24 protein-coding genes and 1 pseudogene are annotated in these 21,734 nt (G+C 63.1%); 11 read left to right on the top strand and 14 right to left on the bottom strand.

Going from position 1 to position 21,734, the window contains the following annotated elements; genetic code table 11:
• Positions 1-32: 32 nt before the first annotated feature.
• Entirely contained in the window at positions 33-755 is a 723-nt protein-coding gene (gene pth, locus FJ980_RS12855; protein ID WP_140543247.1) for an aminoacyl-tRNA hydrolase, read from the bottom strand.
• Positions 756-866: 111 nt separating this feature from the next.
• Complete coding sequence (locus tag FJ980_RS12850; protein ID WP_095766518.1) at positions 867-1,508, bottom strand: 50S ribosomal protein L25/general stress protein Ctc; 642 nt, start codon at positions 1,506-1,508, stop codon at positions 867-869.
• A gap of 347 nt (positions 1,509-1,855) precedes the next feature.
• Here FJ980_RS12850 and FJ980_RS12845 point away from each other — a divergent pair, with 347 nt between their 5' ends.
• Positions 1,856-2,491, top strand: a complete 636-nt coding sequence (locus FJ980_RS12845) for a glutathione S-transferase family protein (RefSeq protein WP_140543246.1) — start codon at positions 1,856-1,858, stop codon at positions 2,489-2,491.
• Between the two features lie 23 nt (positions 2,492-2,514).
• Here the strand turns inward: FJ980_RS12845 and FJ980_RS12840 are convergent, their stop codons facing one another.
• The gene (locus FJ980_RS12840) at positions 2,515-3,009 is read right to left on the bottom strand and encodes a cupin domain-containing protein (RefSeq protein ID WP_210241650.1); all 495 of its coding nucleotides are present in this window, start codon (positions 3,007-3,009) and stop codon (positions 2,515-2,517) included.
• 96 nt (positions 3,010-3,105) lie between these two features.
• Between FJ980_RS12840 and FJ980_RS12835 the strand changes: the two genes are divergently transcribed.
• Together FJ980_RS12835 and FJ980_RS12830 are read left to right on the top strand one after the other, a co-directional pair.
• Positions 3,106-3,696: a TetR/AcrR family transcriptional regulator gene (locus FJ980_RS12835; RefSeq protein WP_181181185.1), complete on the top strand. Its 591-nt coding sequence runs from the start codon at positions 3,106-3,108 to the stop codon at positions 3,694-3,696.
• A 101-nt stretch (positions 3,697-3,797) separates the two neighbouring features.
• A pseudogene (locus FJ980_RS12830) lies at positions 3,798-4,024 on the top strand (ATP-binding cassette domain-containing protein); the annotation flags it as partial.
• A gap of 61 nt (positions 4,025-4,085) precedes the next feature.
• Here FJ980_RS12830 and FJ980_RS12825 read toward each other — a convergent pair.
• The gene (locus FJ980_RS12825; protein ID WP_140543244.1) at positions 4,086-4,529 is read right to left on the bottom strand and encodes a MarR family transcriptional regulator; all 444 of its coding nucleotides are present in this window, start codon (positions 4,527-4,529) and stop codon (positions 4,086-4,088) included.
• 143 nt (positions 4,530-4,672) lie between these two features.
• On the opposite strand from FJ980_RS12825, the gene FJ980_RS12820 reads away from it, so the two are divergent.
• Together FJ980_RS12820 and FJ980_RS12815 are read left to right on the top strand one after the other, a co-directional pair.
• Positions 4,673-5,530 carry an alpha/beta hydrolase gene (locus FJ980_RS12820; RefSeq protein ID WP_140543243.1) on the top strand — a complete coding sequence of 286 codons (858 nt, stop codon included), beginning with the start codon at positions 4,673-4,675 and terminating at the stop codon, positions 5,528-5,530.
• Between the two features lie 267 nt (positions 5,531-5,797).
• Positions 5,798-7,084 carry a glycosyltransferase gene (locus FJ980_RS12815; protein ID WP_140543242.1) on the top strand — a complete coding sequence of 429 codons (1,287 nt, stop codon included), beginning with the start codon at positions 5,798-5,800 and terminating at the stop codon, positions 7,082-7,084.
• A 148-nt stretch (positions 7,085-7,232) separates the two neighbouring features.
• Here FJ980_RS12815 and FJ980_RS12810 read toward each other — a convergent pair whose 3' ends face one another.
• Positions 7,233-8,459, bottom strand: a complete 1,227-nt coding sequence (locus tag FJ980_RS12810; protein ID WP_181181184.1) for an MFS transporter — start codon at positions 8,457-8,459, stop codon at positions 7,233-7,235.
• A 163-nt stretch (positions 8,460-8,622) separates the two neighbouring features.
• On the opposite strand from FJ980_RS12810, the gene FJ980_RS12805 reads away from it, so the two are divergent.
• From FJ980_RS12805 to FJ980_RS12795, 3 genes are all read left to right on the top strand, one after another.
• A complete protein-coding gene (locus FJ980_RS12805) occupies positions 8,623-9,492 on the top strand; it encodes a helix-turn-helix transcriptional regulator (protein ID WP_140543240.1) in 870 nt (289 codons plus the stop codon).
• A gap of 124 nt (positions 9,493-9,616) precedes the next feature.
• Positions 9,617-10,186 carry a dihydrofolate reductase family protein gene (locus FJ980_RS12800; protein WP_140543239.1) on the top strand — a complete coding sequence of 190 codons (570 nt, stop codon included), beginning with the start codon at positions 9,617-9,619 and terminating at the stop codon, positions 10,184-10,186.
• Positions 10,187-10,312: 126 nt separating this feature from the next.
• Positions 10,313-11,119, top strand: coding sequence for a hypothetical protein (locus tag FJ980_RS12795; RefSeq protein ID WP_140543238.1), 807 nt, complete (start codon positions 10,313-10,315; stop codon positions 11,117-11,119).
• A 75-nt stretch (positions 11,120-11,194) separates the two neighbouring features.
• On the opposite strand, the gene FJ980_RS12790 is transcribed toward FJ980_RS12795, so the two are convergent.
• The 7 genes from FJ980_RS12790 to FJ980_RS12760 form a co-directional block, all read right to left on the bottom strand.
• A complete protein-coding gene (locus FJ980_RS12790) occupies positions 11,195-12,130 on the bottom strand; it encodes a ribose-phosphate pyrophosphokinase (RefSeq protein WP_095766529.1) in 936 nt (311 codons plus the stop codon).
• Between the two features lie 189 nt (positions 12,131-12,319).
• The gene (locus FJ980_RS12785) at positions 12,320-12,946 is read right to left on the bottom strand and encodes a hypothetical protein (protein WP_140543237.1); all 627 of its coding nucleotides are present in this window, start codon (positions 12,944-12,946) and stop codon (positions 12,320-12,322) included.
• A 56-nt stretch (positions 12,947-13,002) separates the two neighbouring features.
• Complete coding sequence (locus tag FJ980_RS12780; RefSeq protein ID WP_140543236.1) at positions 13,003-14,154, bottom strand: Xaa-Pro peptidase family protein; 1,152 nt, start codon at positions 14,152-14,154, stop codon at positions 13,003-13,005.
• Positions 14,154-14,942 carry a peptidoglycan editing factor PgeF gene (pgeF, locus tag FJ980_RS12775; RefSeq protein WP_140543235.1) on the bottom strand — a complete coding sequence of 263 codons (789 nt, stop codon included), beginning with the start codon at positions 14,940-14,942 and terminating at the stop codon, positions 14,154-14,156. Before pgeF ends, FJ980_RS12780 begins: the two co-directional genes overlap by 1 nt.
• A gap of 87 nt (positions 14,943-15,029) precedes the next feature.
• The gene (locus FJ980_RS12770; protein ID WP_140543234.1) at positions 15,030-16,097 is read right to left on the bottom strand and encodes a class I SAM-dependent methyltransferase; all 1,068 of its coding nucleotides are present in this window, start codon (positions 16,095-16,097) and stop codon (positions 15,030-15,032) included.
• Complete coding sequence (lgt, locus tag FJ980_RS12765; RefSeq protein ID WP_140543233.1) at positions 16,094-16,948, bottom strand: prolipoprotein diacylglyceryl transferase; 855 nt, start codon at positions 16,946-16,948, stop codon at positions 16,094-16,096. The genes FJ980_RS12770 and lgt overlap by 4 nt, the downstream gene beginning before the upstream one ends.
• A 104-nt stretch (positions 16,949-17,052) precedes the next feature.
• Positions 17,053-17,292 (bottom strand): BrnA antitoxin family protein, encoded by a 240-nt coding sequence (locus FJ980_RS12760; protein ID WP_140543232.1) that lies wholly within the window; start codon positions 17,290-17,292, stop codon positions 17,053-17,055.
• A gap of 206 nt (positions 17,293-17,498) precedes the next feature.
• On the opposite strand from FJ980_RS12760, the gene FJ980_RS12755 reads away from it, so the two are divergent.
• The 3 genes from FJ980_RS12755 (at position 17,499) to FJ980_RS12745 (ending at position 18,993) form a co-directional block, all read left to right on the top strand.
• Positions 17,499-17,801: an accessory factor UbiK family protein gene (locus tag FJ980_RS12755; RefSeq protein WP_140543231.1), complete on the top strand. Its 303-nt coding sequence runs from the start codon at positions 17,499-17,501 to the stop codon at positions 17,799-17,801.
• Between the two features lie 313 nt (positions 17,802-18,114).
• On the top strand, positions 18,115-18,615 hold the full coding sequence (locus FJ980_RS12750; RefSeq protein ID WP_112098904.1) for a YbjN domain-containing protein: 501 nt from the start codon (positions 18,115-18,117) through the stop codon (positions 18,613-18,615).
• An 18-nt stretch (positions 18,616-18,633) separates the two neighbouring features.
• Complete coding sequence (locus FJ980_RS12745) at positions 18,634-18,993, top strand: tRNA-binding protein (RefSeq protein ID WP_140543230.1); 360 nt, start codon at positions 18,634-18,636, stop codon at positions 18,991-18,993.
• Here FJ980_RS12745 and FJ980_RS12740 read toward each other — a convergent pair.
• Together FJ980_RS12740 and FJ980_RS12735 are read right to left on the bottom strand one after the other, a co-directional pair.
• Positions 18,985-20,049, bottom strand: coding sequence for a glycosyltransferase family 1 protein (locus FJ980_RS12740; RefSeq protein ID WP_246676405.1), 1,065 nt, complete (start codon positions 20,047-20,049; stop codon positions 18,985-18,987). The two genes, FJ980_RS12745 and FJ980_RS12740, sit on opposite strands and share 9 nt — an antisense overlap.
• Positions 20,050-20,292: 243 nt before the next feature.
• Positions 20,293-21,708: an ATP-binding protein gene (locus FJ980_RS12735; protein ID WP_140543229.1), complete on the bottom strand. Its 1,416-nt coding sequence runs from the start codon at positions 21,706-21,708 to the stop codon at positions 20,293-20,295.
• Positions 21,709-21,734: the final 26 nt, after the last annotated feature.

The raw sequence follows: 21,734 nt of genomic DNA, 5'->3' as shown, positions 1-21,734 counted from the left end.
CGAAACCGGTTCCCACTTTCGGGAGACATGCTTTAGTCCTTGCCAAAGAGCTTCTTCAGCATGGCGGCCATCGGGCCGCTTTCTGGAAGCTTTGCCGCCGGCTGCTGCGGGCGCGCCTGGCGGACATGGCTTTGCTGCTTCGGCGCCTTGGGCGGCGGGCGGTCGTCGTCGCCAGTCGGCACAAGCTTGTCGCGCAAGGTGAGCGTGACGCGGTTCATGAACGAGCTGTCGTCGCCCTTGGCGAGCAAGCCGGCAGCGTCGGCGATTGCGTCCAGCAGGACATCGAGCCACTCGCGGTCGGCCTTGGCGAAATCGCCAAGCACATGGCCGTGCACCATCTCCTTGACGCCGGGATGGCCGACGCCGATGCGCACCCGGCGATAGGCGTTCCCGATATGCTGGTCGAGCGAGCGGATGCCGTTATGGCCGCCGGAGCCGCCGCCCACCTTGACCCGGAGCTTGCCGGCGGCAAGGTCGATCTCGTCGTAGAAGACGGTGAGGGCGGATGGTTCGAGCTTGTAGAAGCGCAGCGCTTCGCCGACCGACTGTCCGGAGAGATTCATGAAGGTTTGCGGCTTGATCAGCAGGATTTTTTCGCCGCCGAGCGTGCCTTCTGAGACCAGGCCCTGGAATTTTCTCGACCAGGGCGAAAAGGAATGGCGGCGGGCAATTGCGTCCGCCGCCATGAAGCCGACATTGTGCCGGTTGTTTTCGTATTTTGCGCCCGGATTGCCGAGGCCTGCAAAGACAAGCATCGCCGCCTCCGGACTTAGAGCACGTTGCCGAAAAGTGTGACGCGGCTTTCGGAAAACATCATGCTCTATTTCTTTGGTTTAGAGCCGGATGAAATCATCCGGCTCGGAGAATTACTTCTCTTCGGCCTCTGGGGCCGCCGTCTCTTCCACAGCTTCCGTGGTCGCTTCCGTCTCCGGCTTCATCGCCGACGAGCCGGCAACGGTCGCGATGGTGAAATCTCGATCGGAGATGACCGGCTTGACGCCGGCCGGCAGCTTGACCGCCGAGATATGGATCGAATCGCCGATGTCGGTGCCGGTGAGATCGACGGTGATGAATTCCGGGATCGCGTTGGCCGGGCAGTGGAACTCGACTTCATGACGAACGATGTTGAGCACGCCGCCGCGCTTGATGCCTGGCGACTTGTCTTCATTGATGAAGTGGACAGGCACGTCGACATTGACTTCGGTGTCCTTGCCGATGCGCAGGAAGTCGACATGGACAGGAAAATCCTTGACCGGGTCGAGCTGGAAATCCTTCGGCAGGACCTGGATCTTCTTGCCGTCGACATCGATCGTGGCGATCGTGGTCAGGAACCCGCCGCCATGGATCTTGTAGAAGATGTCCTTGTAGTTGAGCGCAATCGCCAGGGGAGGCTGCTTGTCGCCATAGATAACTGCAGGCACTTTACCGTCGCGACGAACTGCACGGGCGGACCCCTTACCGACCTGTTCGCGCGCTTCGGCTTTCAGCTCATAAGCATCGTGGCTCATGGCATTTCCTTTCGCGTGTTGTGGAGCGTTCGCGGCCGGCAAACCCGTCCGTAAACGTCGAAAGCCGTCGCGGCCTTGCACGATCTGTCGATGCGTTTGGCGATCCAAAAGCGTCTTGGGGATCATGCAGGCCTGGCCGGCCTTCCTCCGCGTTGCCTCCAAGGGTGTCTACGCGGGTGGCGGCTCTATAGCGGAAGGCGGGCAAGGGTGCAAGCGGTTGGCCGGAAGGGTTGCGGGCGGTTACCAAGCACCGAAAGCATAAACCGGAAATCCGATTTGCGGCAAATGTAGGAACGGGTGGTTCTCAGCCGTCCTGCGGCATCTGACCAGACCCAATGGGGACCGATATGAAGCTTCTGTTCAGCCGCAATCCCAATCCTCGCCTCGCGGTCGCCACGGCGCGCCATCTCAAGGCGGAGATCGCGTTCGAGTTCGCATCGCCCATGGCGCCGGGGCAGGCCGAACGCTATCGTGCGCTCAACCCCAATCTGACCTTGCCGATCCTGGTCGGGCCGGGATGGAGCCTTTGGGAGGCCGACGCCATCGCCTGCCGGCTTTCGCGCGAGACGCATTCGGATTTCTGGCGCAGCGGGGAGGACGAGCCGGACATGATCCGCTGGATCAGCTGGGGCAAGGAACGGTTCGCTTTCGCTTGCGACATGGTGCATTTCGAGCGTGGGACCAAGCAGCGCTATGGGCTCGGTCCTATCGATCGGGCGTTGGTCGAGGAGGGGTTGAGGCAGTTCCACGCCGCCGCCGCGATCCTCGAGCCAGAGCTTGCCGGACGCGATTGGCTGGTCGGCAATTCCGTCTCCTATGCCGATTTCCGCATGGCGACATTCCTGCCTTTCAACGATGCCGCCCGATTGCCGCTCGGCGACTACCCCTCTATTCGCCGCTGGTATGGCCGGCTCGAGGCGATCGATGACTGGCGCGACCCTTTCAACGGACTGGAAGCGCCGCAGCTGCCGCCGGTCGACTGAATGGTATGCGTCGCGGCGATGGCTTATCCCAGACGCAAGCCGTGCCGCTCGGCCAGCGCCGGAATGCTGGAGAAGTCGATATCGAGTTCATAGCGGGCGACGATCTCACCGATTGCGGCCTCGTCCACGGGCTGGACAGCCAGCAGCGGCGCCAATTCGCGAAAATAACCTTCAAATCCGGCCGGGGATATCAGCTCGAGCAGACGCGCCTCGTCGTCACCGGCGTTCCAGAACGCATGCGGCACGCCACGCGGCTTCATAACCAGGTCTCCCGGTCCGGCCACCAGGATCTGCTCACCAAGCTGCAATCCGATGCTCCCTTGGAGGATGTAGGAATATTCGTCTTCGTTGCGGTGGGTGTGCAATGGAGCGCCGAGCGCACGTGCAGGCAATCGATGTTCGACGAGGCTGAATGCCCGGTTGGTCGTATTGCCGTCGATCATGTAGCGGGCGCTAAGAGCAAAGAGATATACGAGTTGGCCCTCGTCGGGACCTAGCACGTTGCGGGCGGTTTCCATGACGCGTTTCCATTTCGGCTTACACATTGTAAGCTGATAATGTATGACCACATGGGAGCTGTCAAGTTTCATCTAACGCGATGTAAGGCGAAATTTGTGACCACGCGAAAATATGAGCAGAAGAAGCGTGCGGAGCGGGCAGCGGAGACGCGGCAATCGATTTTGGATGCGACCATCGAACTCCACCGCACTGTCGGGCCGGCAGCGACGCAAATCAGTGAAATCGCCAGCCGCGCCGGCGTGCAGCGAGTGACAGTCTACGACCACTTTCCCGACGAGCAGTCGCTGCTTGCCGCATGCTCATCCCACTGGCGGGAGCTTCATCCAGTGCCGGATCCGGCTGCCTGGCTCTCGATCGAAAGTCCGTCCAGGCGAATCCGTCGGGTTCTGTCGGATCTTTACGGCTGGTATCGCGAGACGGAACCGATGACCGCCAACGTGATGCGTGACGCAGAATTGCGACCAGCTCTCAAGCAAATCATAGAGAAAGGTCTGGGCCAGTACCTTGATGCCGTTCGCCGGGTCCTGATGGAGGCGGCACGGCCCGATAGTGAGCGGCGAATGCGCGTGGATGCCGCCGTGCAAGCTGCCATCAGTTTCCATATCTGGCGCGCGCTCAGTCCCCTGGGCGACAGCGAGGCCGCGGAACTTGCCGCCGGCCTGATCGAGTTGGCGGTGGCTCGCTGAGGGTTTCCCAGCATTGGCCGAAAGTGCCGGCGCCATCCAAGGACAGTTCCCGTTGCGATCCGCTTGTCGGCAGCCGAGCCTCGCCGTCAGCCGCCGCCCGCATGGGCCTTGCCGAATTCAGCGATGCATATCCCAGGCAGCTCTCCGGCGGCATGGCGCAGCGCGTCGGCATCGCCAGGGCACTGACGGTGCAGCCAGAAATCCTGCTGCTCGACGAGCCGCTCGGGGCGCTCGACGCCATGTCACCATGGTTATGGTGACCCATGACCTTGAAGAGGCGATCTATCTTGCCGACAGGGTGCTGATACTGCCCAGGGAGAAAGGCGGCGCGGCGCGACACTAAGGTGATATTCAGGTGATGCCGGCCCGACCTTGAATCTCAATTAGCCTTAGGCGGTGTCCACCGTCGGGCCGCGGCTTAAAGCATTGCGCAGCGATTGGATTTGCCGGTTCAGGGCATCGAGTTCAGCCAGCTTCATGCCTGAGCGCTCGATCAGGGTCTCGTTCAGGCAATTGCACCGGACGAGCAGAGCACGTCCGGCGGCGGTCAGGTCGACCTGCACCTGGCGCTCGTCCGTCTGGCTGCGCTGGCGGGTGACAAGGCCAGCCTGTTCCATGCGTTTCACCAGCGGCGTGATGGTGCTCGATTCGAGGGCCAGCCGATGCGCGATGCTGCCCACCGACATGCCGTCCGTCTCTCCCAGCGCATTGAGCACGAGATATTGCGGATAGGTGATCCCCATCTCGTCCAGCATTGGCTTGTAGGTGCGGTTGATCGCCATGCTGGTGGCGTAGAGGGTAAAGCAGAGCTGATTGTCCAACGGGAGAGGCACGGCGCATTCCTTTGCCGACTGAGCATCCTTTATGTACCACGGGAAATGGTATCGCGATACATATTTTCGTGGACAAGGCGCCCCATCTCCATTGTGAGATAATTATCGCGATATTGTTTATCGCGCTATATAAGGAGATTGAGATGACCTCGCAGACCAAGTCGGGTTCGGGCAGCGGCACGATCACCACGAAGGACGGAACACAGATCTTCTACAAGGACTGGGGGACTGGCCAGCCGGTCGTCTTCCACCATGGCTGGCCGCTGAGCAGCGACGACTGGGACGCCCAGATGCTGTTCTTCCTGGCACAGGGCTACCGCGTCATCGCCCATGACCGGCGCGGCCATGGCAGGTCCAGCCAGACCGATACCGGCAACGAGATGGACACCTATGCCGCGGATGTGGCAGCGCTCGCGGAGCATCTCGACCTCAAGGATGCCATCCACGTCGGTCATTCGACCGGCGGCGGCGAGGTCGCGCGCTATGTCGCGCAACATGGCGGCGGAGGCCGCGTCGCCAAGGCCGTGCTGATCGGTGCGGTGCCGCCGATCATGTTGAAGACGCCGGCAAATCCAGGTGGTCTGCCGATCGAGGTGTTTGACGGTTTCCGGGCGGCGCTGTCCGCCAACCGCGCCCAGTTCTTCCATGACGTGCCGGCCGGACCGTTCTACGGCTTCAACCGCCCGGGCGCCCAGGCTTCCGAAGGTGTCATCGACAATTGGTGGCGCCAGGGCATGATGGGCGGCGCCAAGGCGCATTACGACTGCATCAAGGCCTTCTCCGAGACAGACTTCACCGAGGACCTGAAGAAAATCGACGTGCCGGTGCTGGTCATGCATGGCGACGACGACCAGATCGTCCCGATCGCCGACTCCGCGCTCATCTCGATCAGGCTGCTCAAGAAGGGCGAGCTCAAGGTCTACAAGGGTTTCCCGCACGGCATGGCAACGACCCATGCGGATGTCATCAACGCCGATCTGCTGGCCTTCTTCAAGGCCTGAGCCTGCCTGCCAAAACGCGAAAGCACCCGCCCTCGGGCGGGTGCTGCAAGGACGAAGGACCATCGGTCGCGGTTGGGCAGGACGCCCGACATTGTCCCTTTGCCGTTCCTTTCGATCTCGACGAGAAGCCAGCACCCGGCCGCCGATATCATCTCCAGACTTGGCGTCGAAAAATGGTAGTGTCCCGTCTGGAGAAGGGGGCAAGAAAATGAGTGCCGTCGTAGGATCGCTGCTTGATGCCGGCGGTTGCAGCATCACGCCGATCCGATGAGATATGTTTCGCTGGGAACGTATCCGATCCGGCAGCCGGTCCATGGCGGCCAGCTGCGGGCGAATGCCATCCACAAGGTCCTGCGGGACTGTGGGTGGGAAACACGCCATGTCCTCGTTACTCCCAACCGCGGCGCCAGGCGGGAAATGGAGGCTGGCGATCTTTTCATCGAGATGCCGCGCCGGTTTCGCAAGCAGATGGCCAGGCGCAAATGGCGTTCCGATGTCGCCACCGCCGAATTCATCGCGCGGAGCAGCTCCCATCGTCGCGAGATCGCAATTTTTCTCGACGACTTCAGGCCGGATGTCGTCGCGGTGGAGCAATGCTGGCTCTGGCCGGCCTTGCGTGAGTATGTTGAAACGTGCTCGCCCGAGGCGCGTTTTTCAATCGTCTACAGCTCGCAAAACGTCGAACAGCAATTGCTGGCGCAAGAGGCCGAGATAGCCGGCGCGGGAACGAACCTTTGGAGCGCGCGACGCGCGGCGGACATCGAAGCTGATCTTGCCGCAAAGGCGGACCTGGTGGTCGCGGTCAGCGAGCAGGATGCAGCCTATTTTCGCAAGCTCAATCCAAACGTGGTGGTCGCCGCCAACGGCGTATGGCCGCGGGAAACGCCCGCCGGCCTCGATCGTTGGGCATCGCGGTTCGCCGGCCTGCGCACAGCGCTGTTCGTCGGATCGGGCCATCCACCCAACGCCCGCGGTTTTCTCCAGATGACGGATCCGGACCTTGGTTTTCTCTCAGCCTCGGAGCGGATCGTGGTGGTTGGCGGCGTTGCCGATCAGATCCGCGACGATCCCGGATTCCTGCGGCACCGTGGCGCCGACAATGCCCGGATCGAGCTGCTCGGCGTGCAGGACGGCGCGACCCTCAGCGCGCTGATCGAGCTTGCCGACGTCATGATGCTTCCGATCGTCGAAGGCGGCGGCACGAACATCAAGACCGCGGAAGCGCTGTACAGCCGCAAGCCGGTCGTGGCGACAACCTTCGCGTTGCGCGGCTACGAGCAATTCCAGAATTGGCCGGATGTCCGGCTGGCGGACCGGCCGGAAGACTTCCGGGATGTGCTTGCCCAGGCGCTCAGAAGCGAACCGGAAGCGCTGAAATCGGCGGACATCGCACAGCTCGACACGCTGCTTTGGAGTTCGACGCTGCGAAAGCTTCCCGAGCTGTTCGCAGCGCTGCCGAGGCGGCAACGCCAGCCGGCGGCGAGCCCGGCAGATGGCCGGGGCCGCTTTCTTCACGGCCTTTTGCAACGCCTGGGTTGGAGGGGAAGGAGCTGATCTCCGTGGCGAGGGAGGCGAGGGAAGAAGCTGCTTGTTGGGTAAAGCAAGCGTCGCGCCATGGGACGCCGCCGCCGGAACCTTCAAGGCTCCGAACCCCCCGGGCGATCTTTTGTTGAACGGCAGCTTGGCCGCCGACCCGATCGGCTCAGGCCTTCGCTTGCTTCATGTTGGGCAGGAACACCGTCAGCAGGCCAAGCAAGGGCAGGTACGAGCAGATCTGGTAGACGAAGTCGATGCCCTTCATGTCGGCGACGACGCCGAGCACCGCGGCGGCGATGCCGCCCATGCCGAAGGCGAAGCCGAAGAAGATGCCGGCGATCATGCCGACGCGGCCCGGAACCAGTTCCTGCGCGAAGACGACGATGTTGGAGAAGGCCGACGACAGGATCAGGCCGATCACCACGGTGAGCACCATCGTCCATTCCAGATTGGCGTAGGGCAGCGCCAGCGTGAAGGGCAGCACGCCGACGATCGAAAACCAGATCATCGCCTTCTGGCCGTAGCGGTCGCCGAAGGGGCCGCCGAGCAGGATGCCCAGCGCCGAGGCGCCAAGGAAGAGGAACAGCATCACCTGGCTCATCTGCACCGAAACGCCGAATTTATGCATGGCGTAGAAGGTGTAGTAGCTGGAGAGCGAGGCGATATAGGCGTTCTTGGTCAGCACCAGCAGCGTCAGCACGGCCAATGCCCACATGACCTTCTTGCGCGCGAAGGGCGAGACATGGGCAGCCTGCTTGCGGGTTGCCAGCGAGGCGCGCAGCCGGCTGTACCAGCCGCCGACCCGCCACAAAACGACGATGCCGATCAGCGAGCCGACGGCGAACCAGGAAATGCTGGTCTGGCCGAACGGCACGACGATGAAGGCGGCGAGCAACGGGCCCATGGCCTGGCCGAAATTGCCGCCCACCTGGAACAGCGATTGCGCCAGGCCGAAGCGGCCGCCCGAGGCGAAGCGGGCGATACGCGAGGATTCCGGATGGAAGATCGCCGAGCCGATGCCGATCAGCGAGGCGCCGATCAGCAGCAGCCAATAGTGGCCGGCATGAGCGAGCACCACCAGGCCGACCAGCGACGAGGCCATGCCCCAAGGCAAGGAGTAGGGCATCGGCTTCTTGTCGGTGATCATGCCGATCACCGGCTGCAGCAGCGAGGCCGTCACCTGGAAGGTGAAGGTCAGGAGGCCGATCTGCCAGAAATCGAGGCCGTAATTGTCCTTGAGCAGCGGATAGATCGCCGAAAGCAGCGACTGCATGATGTCGTTGACGCAGTGGCAGAAGCTCACCGCAAGAATGACGGTGAAGGCCGTCGCTTGCGCCGAGATGTTGCTTGCCGGCGCCGGTGCGGCGACGGAGGTGGCGGTCGTATCAGTCAAGGCAATGCTCCGTGGTCTTGTTGGAGCATGATCTTTTCCGAAAACCGGTTTCTACTTTTCGGGATCATGCTCTAGGCGGCGAACCGCAGGCGGCCTTATAGGCCCGTTGCCAAGCGACTTCTTTCGTGGTTTGGTCCAATAGTTTCGCAAGTGGGCCACATCGATGCCGCATGGCAAGGAGATATTCAAGGGCGACGCCGCCGAGCTCGGCCGGCTGCATGAAAGCCGCTGGCAATGGCTGGAACAGGCTGTCGGGCCGGCGGTCGCGCTGCCGACCGAATATCCGGATGGCTATCACGTGCCGCAGCACCGCCATAGCCGCAGCCAGCTGCTGCACGCGCTGGTCGGCGTGGTCCTGGTGACGACCAGGCGCGGGCGCTGGATGGTGCCGCCCGACCATGCGATGTGGATACCGGCCGGCATCGAGCATTCCGTCGAAATGTTGGGCGACGTATCGATGCGCTCGGTCTATGTGATGCCGGGCGCCATTGCCGGCCTGCCGGACAGCTTGCGCGTCGTCGGCATCACCGAGCTGATGCACAGCCTGATCGTCGAATCGGAGAAGCTGCCGCAGGGCGGCGAGCTCGAAGGGCGGGCGGCGCTCATCATGGGACTGCTGCTGCACGAGATCCCGAACCTGCCGGAACGGCCGCTCGGCTTGCCCTTCCCGTCCGATCCGAAGCTCGCGGCGCTTTGCCGGCGCTTCGTGGCGGCCCCTTCGCCGCATGCGACGATCGACGAATGGGCGGATGCCTCGGGCATGAGCCGGCGCTCGTTCACCCGTGCCTTCCATCGCCAGACCGGGCTGTCGCTGTCGACCTGGCGCCAGCAGGCCTGTCTTTTCGCGGCGTTGCCAAGGCTCGCCGACGGCGAGCCGATCACCAGGGTGGCGCTCGATCTCGGCTATGACAGCGTGCCGGCCTTTATCACCATGTTCAAGCGCATGCTCGGCGCTTCGCCGCGCGGCTATATGCGCGGGGCGCGCGATGCCGGTGAAAACCCGAGCCGCACAGGCGGTCCGATCGCCGCGTGAAACAGCGTCGTCAGCATTGAGTTGATGCGTCGGTTCTCAGTCTGGTTCCGTTTGCCGAATACTGGTTGCAAATTGCAATTGGTTATGCTTCCCTTTGTAAGGAGACAAAATCGGAGGAACGCTGGTGGCAACGATCGTCTATGCCATGCTGACATCGCTGGACGGCTACATCGCCGGGGCGAGCGGAGACATCGACCTGCCGATTCCCGAGGAAGAATTGCATCGGCATTTCAACGACGAGATGAGGCGGACGTCGATCGCGCTGTGCGGGCGCAGGATGTATGAAACCATGCGCTTCTGGGACAGCCCGGAACGCGATATCGCGGCTGAGCACGTCGAGCGGGATTTTGCCAGCGCGTGGCGGGAGACGCCGAAGGTCGTGTTTTCGACCACGCTTCAGGAGGTCGGGCCGAATGCCCGCCTGGTGAAGGCCGATGCGGAGGCGGTGGCAAGGACCCTCAAGGCGGATACAGATGGCGAGATCTCGGTCTCCGGCGCCGACCTTGCCGGGCACCTTGCGCGTGCCGGCCTGATCGACGAATACCGGCTTTACATGCATCCGGTCGTGCTAGGCGGCGGCAAGCCCTATTTCCAGTCCGGCCTGTCGCTGGCGTTGAGGCCGCTCGGTACGGAGCGCCTCGCGCAAGGGGTCACGCTGCTGCGCTATGCGTCGGCAGCCATTGGCCACAACTAGTCGAAACAGGCTCGACGGCTCTGCATTAGGTACCTCAAAAACAGAAATAATTTTTCGCTGAGGTGCCGCGACGACTATCGGTGCAAGGTATCCTCAATTGATATTCGGTCAATCATGAGGAACGCGATGCGTACTGCAAAGCCGGTTGAAATATGTGAGGAAATCCTTCGCGCAGGATTGAAATACAATACAGAGCGCCAAATTTTGCCTAGTGAAAATGCGGTTGCGGAGCACCTTCTTTCGCGGCGGGAGGAACTGATCGATGCCTATGATGAGTTATATGATAAACTGTACAATCGATCTCATGCGCTAGATTCGTTTTTTGGCGCGCTTTTGGGCGCGGCTGCCTTTTGGAGCCCAGAAAAACTAGCTGCAACACGGAAAAAGAAGGGCCGACTTGAGGCGATAAACCGAGAAATTGCAATCAAAGCCACAGATTTGGCCAACCTCCTTGATGAGAGAAGCACGCTCCACAATCACTCTCAATTTTACACCAATACACATTACGATGTGTGTGGCGTGATAGAGGCTGCGGCAAGGGGAAACTACCTTTTTCAATCTTGGGTGCGCGCAGAGTTTGCTAATTTAAGCGGCCGATTCGACCTGAAATACTGGCCAACTCTCGGGGATTTTGCACGAGAGCTGGCAGTTGATGCGGAGAATGCGAGCGCCCTAGCTACCGATCCCCTGACAGAAGCCGGAACTAAAGCCTCTCGCCCTTCGCTCTCTGATTTCTTCAAAGCATTTTTCGCTGCGATCCAAGAGAATAGTCGTCAGAACCACGGCGCGATACCGAACAACCTAAAGCTAACCGATGGCACCTACGCTTCGCTGGCGAATTGCGCTTTGGGCCTTTCTCCAAAGAAGCTTGTTGATTCGACATACGTCAAGCGACTGCGTCAACGTCAACGAGACACAGATGGAAAGAGCTAGCTAGTTGGTGAGCCTGCTGATCGCCTTGATAAGCGCAGGAGCCTTCGGTCGACGTCCGCTCGGGGCCGCCTTCGCCTAGTCGAACAAGCTCGAGACCGATTCCTCGGTCGCCGTGCGCGAGATCGCTTCGCCCAGCAGGTCGGCGATCGAAATGACACGGATGTTCGGGGCGTCGAGCACGCCCTGCGTCGGCTGAATGGAATCGGTGATCACCAGTTCCTGCAGCTTCGATCCGGCGATACGGGCAACGGCGCCGCCGGAGAGCACGCCATGGGTGATGTAGGCGGTGACGGAGGTCGCGCCATTGGCCAGCAGCGCGTCGGCCGCGTTGCAAAGCGTGCCGCCGGAATCGACGATGTCGTCGATCAGGAGGCAGTCCTTGCCGGCGACGGCGCCGATGATGTTCATGACTTCCGATTCGCCGGGACGCTCGCGACGCTTGTCGACGATGGCGAGTTGCGCGTCGAAGCGCTTGGCCAGCGCGCGCGCCCGCACCACGCCGCCAATGTCGGGCGACACGACGACGACATTGCCGAGCTGCTTGTACTTGGCCTTCACGTCGCGGGCCATCACCGGCACCGAGAACAGATTGTCGGTCGGGATGTCGAAGAAACCCTGGATCTGGCCGGCATGGAGATCAAGCGTCAGCACGCGGTCGGCTCCGGCGCGGGTGATCATGTTGGCGACCAGCTTGGCCGAAATCGGCGTGCGGCCCGAGGCGCGGCGGTCCTGCCTTGCATAGCCGAAATAGGGGATGACCGCCGTGATGCGCCGCGCCGAGGAGCGCATGAAGGCATCCATCATGATGAGCAGTTCCATCAGATGGTCGTTGGTCGGATAAGAGGTCGACTGCAGGATGAAGACATCCTCGCCGCGCACGTTTTCCTGGATCTCGACGAAGATTTCCTGGTCGGCGAAGCGCCTGACGCTGGCCTTGCCCAGCGGGACGTTGAGATAGCGAGCGACCGCCTCGGCCAGCACCCGATTGGAATTGCCCGCGAAAAGCTTCATGCACCGTTCCTGGTGAAGGATGGAGAGGCCGGAGAGACTCTCATGCGCCTTTTAAGCGGGCTTTTAGCGGCCCGGGCCGGTATTGCAAGCCTCGTCGTCGGGAATCCTTCCGGTGGCCGCAACAAACACGGAAAACATCGCAAGCCGGCAACAGTTTGGCCGGCAACAGTTCGGCCCGCGCCGGTCCGGTCAGCCGGCGCCGCCGCTGCCGAGCCAGGCGGCGAACTGGTCGATCGTCTGGTCGGCAATGGCTTGCATGGTCGCGGGCGCCACCGCGGGCCAGCCTTCGCCGCTGCCGGCCGCGGGCGCCTTCTGCTGGCCATTGATGCGGTGCAGGCGATTGCCGGAGGGGTCGTAGATGTCCCAGACATAGATGACGGTCGTGTCCTTGCCCTCGGACATCGTCGAAAAATAGCCCTTCAGCACATGCGTGGCCGTCTGGTCCGTGCTGCCGACAAGCGTCAGGCCGCGCTGACGGGCACGGGCCTGCAGTTCCGCCGTCAAGGGCGCCGCAGCCTCCACGGACGCGCCGACGATCGGCGCCACCTGCAGCCGCGTCTTGGCGACAGCCGCGGTCTGGGCCGGTGTCCTGGATGTCGCGGGCGACGCTGTGGCGGAAGGCGCGGGCGAAGGGGCGGGCGCGGTCGTGGTCGGGGTTGTGGCCGTCGTCGATGTGCCCTGCGAAGCGGCCGAAGACTGGGCCGAGCCCGCCGGCGGGGTGATCGCCGAAGGCTCCAGGACGTCCTTGGCGTTGGTGCAGGCGCCAAGCGCCAGCGCCGCAAGCAATGACACGGTCGTCACCTGCGATCGTCTCATTTGCCTGAAAACTCCCCTGCTGGCGAACGCCCCCGCGTGAACGAACGATTATGGATTCACTGCACGATCAAGTCGAGATCATGGCGCGACAGCGGCTTCGGCGCCGATTCCGTGGTGAGATAGGTGCGGCCAAGCGTCATCGCGGTCTCGGTCTCGGAGTCCATGATGATCATATGCGCGAACAGCGTCATGTTGGGCGCGATCGGTTCCATGTTGCCCTGGTAGAACATCGGCATGTCCATCCAGGACGGCGTGAAGCGCGCGCCGACCGAATAGCCGCAGGCGTTCAGCCGGTGCTTGGTCAGATTGTGCGCTTCGAGCGTGCGGGCATGCGCGTCGAAGACGTCGCCGAAAGTGTTGCCCGGCGTCATTGCCTTTTCGACCGCGAGCAGGGCGGCGCGGGACGCGTCGAACAATTCCTGATGACGTTTCGACGCCTTGCCGGTCAAAACGGTGCGCATCATGGGGGCATGATAGTGGTGGAAGACGCCAGCCCATTCGAGCGTCAGCTGGTCGTTCTTGGTGAGCTTGCGGCGGCCGGCCTTATAGCGGCAAAGCAAGGCATCGGCCCCGGAGCCAATGATATACTCATTGGCGGGATAGTCGCCGCCGCCGGCAAAGACCGCGCCCTGCATGGCGGCAAGGATCAGCCCTTCGTCGCCGCCTTGCTTGATCAGGGGCAGGGCGGCATCCAGCGCGTCGTCGGAAAGATTGGCGGCCTTTTCCGCCTTGGCGATCTCGGCCGGGCTCTTGAACAGGCGCAGCCGGCCGACGATGCCGGAAGCATCGGCGATCTGGCCGAAGGTCTGCAACTGCTCGTCCAGGCGGCGACCATTGTAGGCGGTCAGGCCATGGGTGTCGTATTCGACGCCGATGCGGGCGCCGAGCAGATCGAGGTCGTTGAGCAGGTTGCGCAGGTCGATCGCCGGATTGGCCCCCTGACGATCGGTCCAAAGCACGATGTTGTCGATGGTCGAGGTGTGGCGCGCCTGCCTCAGATCGGCCGAACGGGTGAGCAGCACCATCGAGCCGTCGGCCTTCACCACCAGGCACTGGAAGAAGCAGAAGCCGAACGTGTCGTAGCCGGTCAGCCAATACATGCTCTCCTGCGCGAACAGGAGCACGGCGTCGAGCTTCTTCTCGGCCATCTCGATCAGCAGCCGGTCGCGCCGCGCGTCGAATTCCGAACGTTCGAAATGCAGCGCCATTATTCTTTCTCCAGAACGATTGCCGAAACCTGGCGCCCGTAATCCGCTTCCTTGCGGTGTGTGGTACGCCGGTAGGAATAGAACAGGTCTTCTTCCGCATAGGTGCAGCGGCCAAGCCCCTCGGCGGTCACGCCGGCTTTGCGCAGCCGGTCGACCGTATATCGGTTGAGATCGAACATCGAGTGGCCGGCGGTCCTCGATGGCCTGAAATAGCGATGATTGCCGGCGTCGGCCTCGACGAAGCGGGCGACGAATTCCGGCCCGACCTCGTAATTGTCGGGGCCGATGGAAGGACCGAGCACGGCCACGATGCGCTCGCGGCTGGCGCCGAGGCTCTCCATCGCGGCGACGGTATTTTCCAGCACGCCGGTGAAGGCGCCCTTCCAGCCCGCATGGGCGGCACCGATGACGCGCGCCTCGGTGTCGGCGAACAGCACCGGCCCGCAATCGGCGGTCGAGGCGCCGATGGCGATGCCCGGACGGTCGGTGACGATGGCATCAGCTTTCGGGCGGGCCCCCGCAAAGGGTTCCCTGGCGACAACGACATCCGGCGAATGGACCTGGTGCGCCGTCAACAGATGATCCGGCGGCACGCCCATCCAGGCGGCAACGCGCCGCCGGTTCTCGGCGACCAGTGTCTGATCGTCGCTGGAGCCCGTGCCGATGTTGAGACCCCGATAGATACCGTCGGAGACGCCGCCGATGCGCGTGAAATAGCCGTGGCGCATGCCTTGCGCCTTTTCAAGGAGCGGCGAGCGCACTGGATCGGGTCTGGTCTGATTCAGCATGGTTGGGGTTGTCGTCCGTGCGGGGCGGTCTCGTCAAGGCGAAGTTCGGACGACGACGGGACCATGCGGCATAACCGCCCGTCGATTTCAGCCTGCCCTCGCCGCCGGCAGGACCTTCATCACCTTGAACAGCTCGCCCATCGCATCGGGGCCGGCCAGGCGTTCGACCGCGTCCGAAATCGCTTGACGTGTCTTGGCGTCGGCATCGGCGCCGAGCGTGCCGGCGCGCTCGAGCAGGCCCATCCCGAGCAGGAATTCGCCCTGGGTCGACAATTGCACATCGAGGCCGTGAGCGCGCGCCATATCGGCAAGGGGCGTGAAATCGACATGGGCGGTGAGATCGGCTTCACCTGGATTGGCCAGCACGTCTTCGCGCCGATGCCGGCGCAGCGCCTGGAAGGTGTCGCCGATCCCGGGCCGGAGGTGGCCGTAGTCCATGAAGAGGCCGGCGCCGCCCTGGCCGGCGATGCGTTCGGCGATTTGCGACATCAGCGCCGAACGGGCGGACGCCACTTCGACGACGGCGCCTTGCGGCGCATCGGCCGCGGCGGCCGGCAGCAGTGCCGGATCGACAGACCCCGCGCCGGCGAAGAAGCGCAGTTCATCGGCGCCATCGAGACCGACCACGCGCTCGCGCCAGCTTTCGCCGACAAGGACGAACTGCCGGATCGGCACCGCGTCGAACAGCTCATTGCCGACGATAAAGAGCGACTGCCCCGGCAGCGTGTCAATGGTCTGGTGCCAGGCAAGCGGCGCGCTTTCGCCGGCAAGCGTCTGCTTCTGGATCTCAGCCAGGCGCGGGCTGGTCTCGATCATGGCAAAAGAGGCGCCGGCCACGAGCGCCGGGTCGAGCCGCGACCAGGTGCGCAGCATGTCCTTCATCAAGGTGCCGCGGCCGGGACCGATTTCGGCGAAGGTCGCGGGCAACGGCCGGCCGGCACCTTGCCAGGCCTGGTAGAGCCAGACGGCGACGAGCTCGCCGAACATCTGGCTGATCTCTGGCGCGGTGACGAAGTCGCCGGCGGCGCCGAAGGGCTCGCGCGTCGTGTAATAGCCCTCGTCGGGATCGAACAGGCAGAGCGCCATGTATTCGCTGACCGGGATCGGCCCCGCCGCGCCGATCAGGCCTATGATGCGCTCCTTCAGCCGGGTCATGCCGCCCGCGGCTCGGCCGCCGGTCTTGCGGTGACCATGGCCCAGATGCCGGCGAGCACCATCGGCGTGGACAGGATCATGCCCATGGTCAGCCAGCCGGTGCCGAGCAGATAGCCGAGCTGCTGGTCGGGCTCGCGGAAGAACTCGACGAAGATGCGCGACAGGCCGTAGCCGCAGATGAAGGCGCCGCCGACGAAGCGCGGCATCTTCAGCTTCAGGCGCGAATGGGTGAGGAAGCGCAGCACCAGGAACAGCACCAGACCTTCGAGCAGCGCCTCGTAGAGCTGGCTGGGGTGGCGAGTGAACGGGCCGCCATTGGGGAATTCGATCGCCCAGGGCACGTCCGACGGCCGGCCCCAAAGCTCCGAATTGATGAAGTTGGCGACACGGACCAGGCCAAGCCCGACCGGCACGCCGGCCGACACCACATCGAACAATGTCCAGGTGGGAATGCGGCGCTTGAGCGAAAACAGCGTCATGGCGAGGATGACGCCGAGCAGGCCGCCGTGGAACGACATGCCGCCCTGCCAGACCGCGAAGATGTCGAGCGGATGCGCGATGTAGCGCGGCAGGTCGTAGAAGAGCACGTAGCCGGTGCGCCCGCCAAGTACGACGCCGATCGCCGCCCAGACGATGAAGTCGTCGAGGTCCTCGGGCTTCATCGGCAGATTGCCGTCGGGCCACAGGCGCGGATTGGTGATCAGGCGCTTGGCGTACCACCAGGCAAAGAGGATGCCGACGATGTAGCCGACGCCGTACCAATGCACCGCCAGCGGCCCGATATGGACGATGACCGGATCGATGTTGGGGAAGGGCAGGGAGGCCAGCGGCAGCAGGAAATATTCGCTCAAAACGGTTCCCCGATGACGGTCACGATTGGGCGCGGACCATGCGGCAGGGTTTTGGCGCGGTCAAGGCAAGGCGATTGACGTTCTGAACGCCAGGACGAGCGATTTCAAACTTCAGGTTTGCCGGCGACAATCTGTACTAGAGCTTCGTTGATCCTGTCCTGCCAGCCGGGGCCACCTTCCTGGAAGTGGTCGAGCACAGCGCGATCGACCCTTATCGAAACAAGCTCTCTGACATTTGGCACCGCCGCGGCCTCGCGAATTGGCGCCACGGGCTTTTTGACGGGCTTGAAGGCAGCTTCCGCGGCTGCGATCGGGTTTGTCGGTCGGCGCGGGGGCGTTGCCATTGGTCGATCCTAACTGAGTGCTGGAACAATACACAGCACAATAGGCGATTTGGCGGTTTCAAGTACAGGTCGGGCGATGTGATAGCTTTGTTCAGGCATGGCGCGCCGCCATGCGCCATAGCAACGCAGAGGCGGCATCAAACCCCAACGTTCTTGCATTCCGCGCCGCGCGCGACTACGTCAAAACGACAAAGCGAGGATCTGCCATGTCGACCGGACCGAACCGCATTCTCGACGAATTCGCAAAGATCATGACCGATGCTGCGGGTGCCGCGCAGGGCGTGCGGCGCGAAGTGGAGACGGCGTTCCGGGCCCAGGCCGAGCGCATGCTGAATTCCATGGATGTGGTGCAGCGCGAAGAGTTCGAGGCCATGCGCGAGATGGCGGTCAAGGCGCGGGAAGACAACATCCAGCTGGCGACGCGCGTCGAGGCGCTCGAGGCCAAGCTCGCCGAACTGACCGGACAGGCCGCACCAACGGGTGCCGCGAAGCCCCGCGCAAAAAAATAATCATTAAACTTTTCCACATAGCGCGATCCGAAAAATCGCTTTGCCGTGAATCGCTTACCGGCATTGCATGAATCTTCGTGACAGCCACCTTTCCACATGCGGATGACGCAGTGCGAAAAATTGGGCTGTTCACGCGACTCCCGATCAATAGACTGAATTTGTTGCATGATTCGAAGCAGGGTCATGCGCCGGGCGGTGGGGTCCGGTTGGGTCTTTGTGTTGGAAAGTCCTGACCGTCCGAGTTCTAGACAAGATTGTTCGTCGTGTGTGCCCCGCGGAGCGTGTGGCGCTCCCCTGAACACAGGAAGCATTCATGGAACTCCTCGAACTCGAATTCTCCCGCGAAATCCACCCGGTGGATGTCATCGAGCAGGTGGCCCACAACAACGACTGGTCCTTCGAACGCGCCGGCGACGACGAGATTTCGATTTCGGTGGCCGGCAGCTGGACCGACTATCACGTCTCCTTTTCCTGGATGGAGGATTTCGAGGCGCTGCATCTGGCCTGCGCCTTCGACATCAAGGTACCGGAGACGCGTACGCTGGAAGTGATGCGGCTGCTTTCGCTGATCAACGAGCAGATGCTGTTCGGGCATTTCGATCTGTGGGAACAGGAAGGCGCGATCATGTTCCGGCAGTCGCTGCTGCTTGCCGGCGGGGTCGAGCCGTCGAGCCAGCAGGTCGAGGTGCTGCTGTCCTCGGCGCTGGAGGCCTGCGAATGCTATTTCCAGGCCTTCCAGTTCGTCGTCTGGTCGGGTACATCGGCCAAGGACGCGCTGTCCAGCGTGCTCTTTGAGACCCATGGTAACGCCTGAACCAAGCCGATATCGCCGATGAGTTCCAGCAGCGAGCGAAAGCCCGAGATCAGCTTTGCCGATTTCGACCGTGTCGACATCCGTGCCGGCACGATCGTCGAGGCCGAGCCGTTTCCGGAGGCGCGCAAGCCTGCGATCAAGCTGAAGATCGATTTCGGCCCGACGATCGGGGTGAAGAAGTCATCGGCGCAGATCACCAAATACTACGCGCCGGAAACGCTGATCGGCCGCCAGGTCTTCGCGGTGGTTAATTTCCCGCCGCGCCAGATCGGCCCGTTCATGTCGGAGGTACTGACGCTGGGCTTTCCCGACGAAGAGGGCGCCGTGGTGCTCGGCGCCATCGAGCGCAAGGTGCCGGACGGCGGGCGCCTATTCTAGGGCGAGCCTGGGGCGAACTGGCGCCGCTCTGTCCTGATCGGCGCGCTTGCTTGGCATTCCCAGCGCTTCGTCGACGGCGTCGAGGAACATTTCGGCGCAGGCCTGCCAGCTGTAGCGCATCGCGCGCTGGCGCGCTTCGGCGCGATCGACTTCAAGCGCCTTCATCGCCGCCTCGCCCAGGTCGGTCGACACGGCCCCGCCGACGCCGTCGCCGACAATGTCGATCGGTCCGGTCACCGGATAGGCGGCAACGGGCGTTCCGCTGGCCAGCGCCTCGATGATGACGTTGCCGAAGGTGTCGGTGCGGCTCGGAAAGACGAAGACGTCGGCCGAGGCGTAGATCTCGGCCAGCTCGTCGTTCGGGCGGTGGCCGAGGAAATGCGCGTTGGGATAGCGCGCCTTGAGCTTTGCCAGTTCCGGTCCTTCGCCGACGATGACCTTGCTGCCGGGCAGGTCGAGATCGAGGAAGGCGGTCAGGTTCTTTTCGATCGCGACGCGGCCGACGCATAGAAAAACCGGACGCGGGAATCCGGTTTCCTTGCGCTTGTTGGGCCGGAAATGGTCGGTGTCGACGCCGCGCGTCCAGGGCCTCAGCCTGTTGAAGCCGCGCGCGGCGAGATCGTCCGCCAGCGATTGCGTGGCGACAAGCGTGCCCTGTCCGGAATTGTGGAAGTCGCGCAGCCAGTTGTAAGCCCAGCTCTCCGGCACCGGCAGGCGGGCGCTGAGATATTCGGGAAAGCGGGTGTGATAGCTGGTGGTGAAGGGGCGGCCAACCTTCCGGCAATGGCGGCGCGCCATGATGCCGAGCGGACCCTCGGTGACAATGTGGATGTGGTCGGCCTTGGCGGCCTCGATCATGCGCGCGACGCGGCCAGGCGTGGTCAGCGCCAAGCGGATGTCGGGATAGGTCGGCATCGGCAAGGTGCGAAACAGGTTCGGCGTCAGGAAATCGAGCTCGACGTCGAAGGATTTCAGCGCCTCGGTGAGGCGTTCCAACGTGTGCACCACGCCATTGACCTGAGGCCGCCACGCGTCGGTGACCATCAGGATACGCATGGCGATCCCGATACGCATGGCGATCCCGACACGGATGACGGGCCTTCGCCGCAATAAATCCTGAGCGCGCCGGCGCGGTGCCGGAACGGCAACCAGGCAGCCGCTCGCGCCTCGCTCCAGCGCACCCGGGCAGGGGCCGGATCGAAGCGATGCGGCAGGGCCGAATCAACAGAGGTCGCGCGCTTCATGCGCGCTCTTGACCATGATTTCATGACGGGCGGATGAAGCCTGTCTCGGCTGGACTTACGCAGGCACCTTGATCACTGCGCGCAGGCCGCCGAGCGGGCTGTCCTCGAGGCTGACGTCGCCGCCGTGGCTGCGGGCGATGTCGCGGGCGATCGACAAGCCAAGGCCGGTGCCGCTGGCATCGAGATTGCGGGCCTCGTCGAGCCGCAGGAAGGGCTTGAACACCTCTTCGCGCTTGTCGGGCGCGATGCCTGGCCCGTCGTCGTCGATGGTGACGGTGAGCGAGCCGCGGCCATGATTGGCGTGGACCTCGACGGTCTTGGCATAGCGGAAAGCATTGCCGATGACGTTCGACAGCAAACGGGCAAAGGCGTTCGGCCGCACATGCACGGTCGGATCCCCGGCCAGCGTCGTCGCGAGCTTGCAGCCGCGCAATTGCGCTTCCTCGCCGAGCTTCTGGAAATAGGTCTCAAGGTCGAAGCGGCCGGTGTCCTCCGCGGACTCGCCGCGGGCAAAAGAGAGATAGCCTTCCAGCATCGACTGCATGTCGTCGATGTCCTGGTTCAGCGCGGCCTTGGTCTCGGACTTGCCGCCGGCCAGCGCCAGCTGCAGCTTGAAGCGGGTGAGAATGGTCCTGAGGTCGTGGCTGACGCCGGTCAGCATCGCGGTGCGCTGCTCGATCTGGCGTTCGATGCGCTCTCGCATCTGGATGAAAGCGAAGCCGGCGCGACGGACTTCCTCGGCGCCGCGCGGGCGGAAATCGCGCGGCATCGGCCGACCCTTGCCGAAACTCTCGGCGGCCTCGGCGAGCGTCAGGATCGGCCTGATCTGATTGCGCAGGAAGGGGATGGCGATCATCAACAGCACCAGCGAGGTGCCGACCATCCAGATCAGGAAGATGTGGGTGTTCGAGGCATAAGCCTGGCTTCGCCGCACGAAGACGCGCAGCACCTTGCCTTCAAGCTGGACGCGAACCTCGACGACGTTGGAGTTGCCGACCGTGTCGATCCAGAACGGGCGGTTGATCTGCTTCGTGATCTCCGACGACAAGGCCTCGTCGAGGATCGAGAAGAACGGTTTGGGGCCGGGCGGCGGCAGCGGGTCCGGCGGCAGCAGATCCACCTTCAACTGCATGCGGTCCTGGGCGATGCGGATGATGTTGGCGTAGTCGGCGTCGTGCGGATAGGTCTCCATCATGTCGATGACCGCCGCTATGTCCGAGATGGTCGCCTGCGACAGGCGCTGCGTGACCGTCTGCCAGTGGCGCTCCATGAAGACGAAGGCGACCACCGACTGCAGCAGGATCATCGGCGCGATGACGATGATCAGCGAGCGGGCGTAAAGCCGCTTCGGCATGTAGAGCGCGACCAGGCGCCAGAACCGGTTCCAGGCACGCGGCATCGCCCTCAGCGTCCGCAATGCGAGATCGCCGGGACCGCTTCCTTTCGGCTTGTCCAGTTGCGTGGTCGCCATTCGCCCTTCCGCTCGTCGATGGCCGT

The sequence above is a fragment of the Mesorhizobium sp. B1-1-5 genome (genome assembly GCF_006443065.1).
In the GTDB taxonomy this organism is placed as follows: Bacteria; Pseudomonadota; Alphaproteobacteria; order Rhizobiales; family Rhizobiaceae; genus Mesorhizobium.
The sequence above is the reverse complement of the archived record's forward strand: the minus strand, read 5'-3'. Positions and strand labels throughout refer to the sequence as shown.

Bases quoted from the DNA above. Each gene is read 5' to 3' on its own strand.
- pth (WP_140543247.1), bottom strand. From the start codon at position 755: ATGCTTGTCTTTGCAGGCCTCGGCAATCCGGGCGCAAAATACGAAAAC.
- FJ980_RS12850 (WP_095766518.1), bottom strand. From the start codon at position 1,508: ATGAGCCACGATGCTTATGAGCTGAAAGCCGAAGCGCGCGAACAGGTC.
- FJ980_RS12845 (WP_140543246.1), top strand. From the start codon at position 1,856: ATGAAGCTTCTGTTCAGCCGCAATCCCAATCCTCGCCTCGCGGTCGCC.
- FJ980_RS12840 (WP_210241650.1), bottom strand. From the start codon at position 3,009: ATGGAAACCGCCCGCAACGTGCTAGGTCCCGACGAGGGCCAACTCGTA.
- FJ980_RS12820 (WP_140543243.1), top strand. From the start codon at position 4,673: ATGACCTCGCAGACCAAGTCGGGTTCGGGCAGCGGCACGATCACCACG.
- FJ980_RS12815 (WP_140543242.1), top strand. From the start codon at position 5,798: ATGAGATATGTTTCGCTGGGAACGTATCCGATCCGGCAGCCGGTCCAT.
- FJ980_RS12805 (WP_140543240.1), top strand. From the start codon at position 8,623: ATGCCGCATGGCAAGGAGATATTCAAGGGCGACGCCGCCGAGCTCGGC.
- FJ980_RS12795 (WP_140543238.1), top strand. From the start codon at position 10,313: ATGCGTACTGCAAAGCCGGTTGAAATATGTGAGGAAATCCTTCGCGCA.
- FJ980_RS12790 (WP_095766529.1), bottom strand. From the start codon at position 12,130: ATGAAGCTTTTCGCGGGCAATTCCAATCGGGTGCTGGCCGAGGCGGTC.
- FJ980_RS12785 (WP_140543237.1), bottom strand. From the start codon at position 12,946: ATGAGACGATCGCAGGTGACGACCGTGTCATTGCTTGCGGCGCTGGCG.
- FJ980_RS12780 (WP_140543236.1), bottom strand. From the start codon at position 14,154: ATGGCGCTGCATTTCGAACGTTCGGAATTCGACGCGCGGCGCGACCGG.
- pgeF (WP_140543235.1), bottom strand. From the start codon at position 14,942: ATGCTGAATCAGACCAGACCCGATCCAGTGCGCTCGCCGCTCCTTGAA.
- FJ980_RS12770 (WP_140543234.1), bottom strand. From the start codon at position 16,097: ATGACCCGGCTGAAGGAGCGCATCATAGGCCTGATCGGCGCGGCGGGG.
- FJ980_RS12760 (WP_140543232.1), bottom strand. From the start codon at position 17,292: ATGGCAACGCCCCCGCGCCGACCGACAAACCCGATCGCAGCCGCGGAA.
- FJ980_RS12755 (WP_140543231.1), top strand. From the start codon at position 17,499: ATGTCGACCGGACCGAACCGCATTCTCGACGAATTCGCAAAGATCATG.
- FJ980_RS12750 (WP_112098904.1), top strand. From the start codon at position 18,115: ATGGAACTCCTCGAACTCGAATTCTCCCGCGAAATCCACCCGGTGGAT.
- FJ980_RS12745 (WP_140543230.1), top strand. From the start codon at position 18,634: ATGAGTTCCAGCAGCGAGCGAAAGCCCGAGATCAGCTTTGCCGATTTC.
- FJ980_RS12740 (WP_246676405.1), bottom strand. From the start codon at position 20,049: ATGCGTATCCTGATGGTCACCGACGCGTGGCGGCCTCAGGTCAATGGC.
- FJ980_RS12735 (WP_140543229.1), bottom strand. From the start codon at position 21,708: ATGGCGACCACGCAACTGGACAAGCCGAAAGGAAGCGGTCCCGGCGAT.